Raw genomic sequence first — 6,115 nt, forward strand, 5'->3', positions numbered from 1 at the left:
CTGATTAGCGTTTTGAATGACAGCCGCCGCGCAGTGGCTACTTGCAGAACAATGCCGTGTTGACCCCGCGCAACCAGCGGTTACCGGGGTCACCATGTTGGCTACGGTGCCAGTGCTGTTTCACGTCGTAGTGAGGGAAGTCGAAGGGAGGGGCAAGCAGACGCAACTCGGCGTGATCAGCGTAGACCTCGCCGATCGATTGGCTTACGGTGGCAATCAGGTGCGTTGTGGCGATCACGTGCGGAATGCTGAGGAAGTGCGGACAGCATAGCTGCGCATTTCTTTGGATGCCGTTCTCCCGCAGATATCGCTCTACKAGATCATGAGTGCGGCTCTCGGATTGCACCACCGCGTGGGAGGCTCGGCAGTATCGTTCCCGAGTTAGGGTTCTGACAGCGAGTGGGTTGTTCCTTCCAGCAAGGCAGACGAAGCCGTGAGTGAACAGCCGCTGCTGGTACATGTCCGTGCCGGAAAGGTCTGGCAAGTGCCCCATTGCGAGGTCTACTTCGCCGCGCTGCAGCCCCTCGCCGAGTTCGCGCGGGCTCAATGATACGGTCTTGACGCTCACATGGGGCGCCACGCTAGCCAAATGCCGTAGCAGCCGCGGTAGGAACGTCAGCTCACCAATATCCGACATCGCGATAGTGAAGGTCCGTTTGCTCGATGACGGCTCGAACTGCGGTGTGACAAGGATACGCTCCCGTACCCCGGCGAGCATGTCCTGTATGACCGGCGCGATGTCGACCGCCCGGGCTGATGGCTGCATGCCAGCGTGGGCCTTGACGAAAAGCACGTCTCCCACCTGCTCGCGCAAGCGCTTCAGCGCATGCGACAACGCGGGCTGGCTAAGCCCGAGCTCTTCCGCAGCCCTTCCCAGATGGCGGTGACGCCATAAGGCGTCGAAGATACGCATCAGATTAAGGTCGAACTGATCCATGCGCAGAATGAAGCGATCCGTTGCTGAGTCGATGCGCGCCGGTGCGCGCGGAACGGGAGCGTCCGCCAGGCTCGCTACCGTGAATGCCTCATGGTAGCGACGCCATCGGGAGCCGTGCGAAGCTTAACATACCCGCTGTGGCTGAGTAGTGTCATCCCTTTTCTCGGAGTCAGTAGCGACGTGCATACCATCTTCGGCAGCGACGCAATCGGGCGACGCGCGCCATTGCCGCACATATGCCGGCGCGGTGAACAGCCATGCCAGCCGGTCGTAGTATTCGGATGGCGTTCGACCCTCAAAGACCGAATTGCGTACTAGACGCTCGACACCGCCAGCATGGTAGATCCGGTCCAGCATCAGCGATGAAATCTGAACGCGCGCCGACCGCACGATCCGCACATCCTGATACCTCTGAAACGCCTGTTCGCAGGCGCCATCTGCGGCGTCCAGCTCTGTGGCGAGCGAGATCGCATCTTCGAGCGCCATGGCAGCACCCTGTGCAATGTACTGCACCATGGGATGTGCTGCGTCGCCCAGCAGGGTCACACGGCCGGCGGTCCAGTTAGCGACTGGCGCGCGTTGACGGAGCACGTAGCGCTGGAACACCGGGGCCAGCGACAACACGCGCCTGGGTTCCGGGGCCCAATCCGCGAATGCGGCGGCGGCCTCCTCGGGTGACGCCTCGCCTTCTTGCATTTCCCGGCGGTCGGTCCTGACAGTCGCGCCGACATTGAACTGACTCCAGTCTCGTACCGGGTAGTAGATCAAATGCGCATCGGGTCCGGTCCACAAAGTGGGATAGGGATGCTGCAGCTCGGGAGGCATGCGGGATACGGGCACCAGGGCGCGGTAGATCACCGCACCGATTGGCACTGAGTCGCCATCCCCGATCAGTTGCTGCCGGATCCTCGAGTGGACGCCGTCGGCGCCAATAAGCGCGGCTCCACGAAGCGTTGCACCAGCATCCGTGGTGATTGTGACGATATTTCCGTACTGCTCGTATCTGACAATCCTGGTATCAGTCCTCAGTTCGACGAGGGGATGCTGGTCGCACGCCTCCAGCAAGGCGCTGTGCACATCGGCGCGATGTGCTACAGCATAGGGATTGCAAAAGCGCTGCTGAAACTCGCTGCCGCAGGGGATAACACCTACAGGCTCGCCGCTGATGCCATCCATCATCAGCATCTGCTCGATCAACAGCGCCTGTCGTTTGATCTCGGCGCCGACGCCAAGCGCATCCAGCACCGACAAGGCATTCGGCGCGACCTGAAGCCCCGCGCCGACTTGGCCGAAGCGGGGCGCTTGTTCGCATACAAGCACCCGAAACCGCTTCTGAGCTAGCGCCAATGCGCATGCGAGGCCGCCAATACCGCCACCGGAGACGATGATCGGTAGATCGTTCCTGCTCATCTTGGTCATTGAGACTTCCTCCACCTCAGTTCAATCGACTTACTAAGGACCGCCACTCGTGCCGCCTGCCTGAGCCGGCTCGCGGCACGGTTGGCTCAGGCTTCCTGCGGGCGGTAGGCAGCCGCGAACCGCTGGGAGTTGTCGGGAATGGCCTCGCGGTAGGCCGGCCGCTCCTTCGTTCGCGCAATCCAGTCCATCAACGCAGGCTTGGTGGACCAGAGCCCCGACAGGTTCAGCTCTTCGAGCCGATCGATGAACGGAGCCGCCGCAATATCCGCCAACGAGTATTCGCGGCCGCCGAGCCATCGGGTCTCCGTGAGCCGGCTCTCCATGCGTTCCAGAGCACGACTCATATTCAGGCGTGCGGCTTCGACCTTAGCTTCGTCGATCGGCGCGCGTGCTGCGCTAATAAGCTCTTCCGCGCGCGCCTTGTTGGGATGCGCGTCGACCATGGCAACCAGCTCGGCATCCGAGCGCTGCGCCAGGTCGGGACTCATCATCAGCGCGAACGTGGCTGGCCGGATCGCCGGGTGGAGCACATCATCTTCATACTTCACCCAAAAGCGTGCACGGGCGCGTTCGACCGGATCAACTGGCATCAGGCGAACTTCGGGAAATACTTCTTCCAGGTATTCGTTGATGAGCGTGCTTTCGTGGATGGGAACGCCATCATGGACAAGCGTGGGCACAACGCCGTTTGGATTGAGGGCGAGATATTCCGGCCTGGTGTGTTCAAGCTTCATCAGATCGACGAAGTTGCTTTCCCAGGGGAGGCCCTTCTCGGCGAGGCAAAGGCGGACCTTGATTGAACAGAACGAGCGCCAATCGTGATACAGCGTGAGCATGTGAGTCTCCGTGTTCGGTTGAGGTKACCGCAGCGTACGTCCACGCCAATCTTTCGGTCAATCCAAGAGCCCGTGAAAGCGGCATGTGCTCGGAATTTTCAACGCCTCTACAAGCGTGATTCCGGCGTCATTACTGGCCCGCAAGGAGATCATTCGACTTCTGAATAACGGTCTTTCCCGTCGTGCTATTGCCGCACGGTCGCACTTCATCGATCGTGCACCCCACGACGCAGCACAGTGCACAGAACGTCGGTCTATAACTCGATTTTTGAGCATTCTGGAGGATGACTAAGTGATCGCAGATATTCGAAGAACGATAGATGAGTCGCCTATGAGTGAACTTCAGACGATGGCCGTGATCGTCTGCATCGTGCTGAACATGCTCGATGGGTTCGATGTATTGGCAATGGCATTCACAACGGCACGCCTAGCGCGTGACTGGCAACTGAATGGCAAGGAGTTCGGCATGCTGCTTAGCGCGGGGTTGATTGGCATGGGTGCCGGATCAATCTTGATCGCGCCGCTTGGTGATCGATTTGGCCGTCGCAAGCTCATACTGCTCTGCCTCTGCATTGTAGGCAGCGGCATGTTGGTGAGCGCCGCCACCCAAAACGCCATGCAGCTTGCAGCTGTGCGCCTCTACACGGGGCTTGGTATCGGCGGCATGGTTGCGAGCATTACTGTGATCGCCGGCGAGTATGCGTCGAACAAATGGCGTAGTACCTGCATTGTCATGCAGCATACGGGATATGCCGTCGGGGCTGCTGTGGGTGGGGTTATTGCGGGTTACCTGCTGTCAGTCTGGGGATGGCGAAGTGTTTTCGCGTTCGGGGGTCTGGCTACGATTCTGGCCATTCCCATGGCGTTCGCAGTGCTGCCTGAGTCGCTCGACCTCCTGCTGGCCAAGCGCCCTGCCGACGCGCTCGTAAGAATCAATCGCACACTGGCCAGAATGAAGCATCCTCCAATTGCCGCGTTGCCCGCCGCGACCACGGACACCAACGCAGCGAATGCCTGGGAGGGCTGGAGCGCACCGCTCAAGAGGCCATTGCTGGCCCGGACTCTGGCGCTCTGGTCAGCGTTCTGTTTCGTAATTGGCAGCTATTACTTCGTTGCAAGCTGGACCCCCAAGCTTCTGGTGGAGGCGGGCCTGTCAGCCGAGCAAGGTATTACCGGAGGGGTGTTGCTCAATCTTGGAGGCATTGTCGGCTCATCGCTGTTTGGCCTGCTGGCTGCCCGGCTTGGCCTGCGTCAACTGCTCACCATGACGCTGTTGGGCGGCGCCCTGCTCATGGTCGGCTTCGGTGCCAACATCATGTCCCTCAAGATCGGGATGGGGATAGCCGTGCTACTCGGTGCCGCCCTTACGGCCTCCGTTGCTGGACTGTATGCCGTGTCTTTAACGCTCTGGGTTGGCGGAATGATGTCGCCAATCGTGGTTGGGGTGTTGCTGGACATCGGGTGGAGCGTTCCTAGCCTGTACTTCATCTTCCTTCTGCCCATGGCCGGTGCCGCAGTTGCAGTGGTCTTTTTGGATGTACGGCTTCCGGCGCCGCGTGACCAACGCGGTTCGACAGTGTCCTGAAAAGAACGACATCACGAGGAGGAGACCTATGAAGTTCAATGAGCTGGCGCTAGCATGCGCCGCCGCCTTGCCCGCGCTCGCCTGCGCGCAATCCGTCACGCTTTATGGCGTAGTCGATTCCGGCGTCGAATATGTAAATCACATCGGTGCCGCCAATAGCAGTGTGGTCCGCATGAGCTCCCTGTCTGGCACCGTGCCATCCCGCTGGGGTTTGCGCGGCAGCGAAGATGTCGGTGGCGGAATGAAGGCAAACGTCGTGCTTGAATCTGGCTTCGCGCCCGACTCGGGACTCAGCAACCAGGGAGGGCGCCTGTTCGGACGCCAGGCGTGGGTCGGCCTGTCGGGTAGCTGGGGACAGGTATCGCTGGGTCGTCAGTACACCATGCTGTTTTGGGCGATGCTCGACCCGGACATCCTCGGCCCGAATACATTCGGTTCCGGCTCGCTGGATAGCTACATTCCCAACGCGCGCGCTGACAATGCCATTGCCTACAAGGGCAAGTTCGGAGGCCTGACAGTTGGCGCGACATACAGCCTTGGCCGCGACGCAGTGAACGCGGGGCCGAGCCCGGCGGGCACAAACTGTGCCGGCGAGAACTCGGCCGACCATTCTGCCTGCCGCGAGTGGTCTGCATTGGTGCAGTACGAGACCAGGCAGTTCGGCGTGGCTGCTGCCTATGATGTTATCCGCGGCGGATCCGATGCATTCGCGGGACTGAACACCAGTGGGAAATCCGACGAGCGCTTGTCGCTCAGTGCGTATGCACTAATGGACAGAACGAAGGTCGGTGCGGGCTGGCTGCGCCGCGACAACGAAGGCATTCCCACGGGGTTGAGCGACCTTTGGTATGCCGGCGCGTCGCATGACCTGACACCGGCCATCAACGTAGCCGGCCAGGTCTACTACCTGCGCTATCGGTCCAATGGCAACAGGGCAATACTGTACGCGCTGCGTGGCGTCTACAACTTCTCCAAGCGCACAACGATTTACGGCACGGCAGGTTACATCAACAACTACGGCCAGTTGTCGCTTTCCGTCAGCAGCGGATCGGCCGGGGCCAATCCGGGACCAGGTGCCTCGCAGCTGGGGGCGATGGTCGGCATCAAGCACGTCTTCTGAATGCGGCCCAGTCCGCCCCACTGGTCTCGCAGACGGTATCTGCGCAGCGAGACCTACACTCATGGAGTACCACATGACCTTTGTAATTCCGCCCATTCCTGCCGTTACGATTCCCGTGGTTGGCGGCAACGACCAGTTTCCCGTTCGCCGCATCTACTGTGTTGGCCGCAACTACGCCGCGCACGTGCGCGAGATGGGCATGGACCCGAGCCGGGAGC

General features: G+C 60.6%; 5 protein-coding genes and 1 pseudogene. 3 read left to right on the forward strand and 3 right to left on the reverse strand.

Annotation, left to right across the window (positions count from 1 at the left end; all coding sequences use genetic code 11):
• Positions 1–37 precede the first annotated feature (37 nt).
• From AC1DK4_RS26135 to AC1DK4_RS26145, 3 genes are all read right to left on the reverse strand, one after another.
• Complete coding sequence (locus AC1DK4_RS26135; RefSeq protein WP_441624361.1) at positions 38–937, reverse strand: LysR family transcriptional regulator; 900 nt, start codon at positions 935–937, stop codon at positions 38–40.
• A gap of 123 nt (positions 938–1,060) precedes the next feature.
• Positions 1,061–2,356, reverse strand: a complete 1,296-nt coding sequence (locus tag AC1DK4_RS26140; protein ID WP_441624359.1) for a 3-hydroxybenzoate 6-monooxygenase — start codon at positions 2,354–2,356, stop codon at positions 1,061–1,063.
• An 86-nt stretch (positions 2,357–2,442) separates the two neighbouring features.
• Positions 2,443–3,192: a glutathione S-transferase family protein gene (locus tag AC1DK4_RS26145; protein WP_441624357.1), complete on the reverse strand. Its 750-nt coding sequence runs from the start codon at positions 3,190–3,192 to the stop codon at positions 2,443–2,445.
• Between the two features lie 292 nt (positions 3,193–3,484).
• Between AC1DK4_RS26145 and AC1DK4_RS26150 the strand changes: the two genes are divergently transcribed.
• From AC1DK4_RS26150 to AC1DK4_RS26160, 3 genes and pseudogenes are all read left to right on the forward strand, one after another.
• Positions 3,485–4,777 (forward strand): MFS transporter, encoded by a 1,293-nt coding sequence (locus AC1DK4_RS26150; protein ID WP_441624355.1) that lies wholly within the window; start codon positions 3,485–3,487, stop codon positions 4,775–4,777.
• A gap of 28 nt (positions 4,778–4,805) precedes the next feature.
• Positions 4,806–5,897 carry a porin gene (locus tag AC1DK4_RS26155; protein WP_441624353.1) on the forward strand — a complete coding sequence of 364 codons (1,092 nt, stop codon included), beginning with the start codon at positions 4,806–4,808 and terminating at the stop codon, positions 5,895–5,897.
• Between the two features lie 73 nt (positions 5,898–5,970).
• A pseudogene (locus AC1DK4_RS26160) lies at positions 5,971–6,115 on the forward strand (fumarylacetoacetate hydrolase family protein); the annotation flags it as partial.

It is taken from the genome of Cupriavidus sp. 05N38 (genome assembly GCF_056397345.1).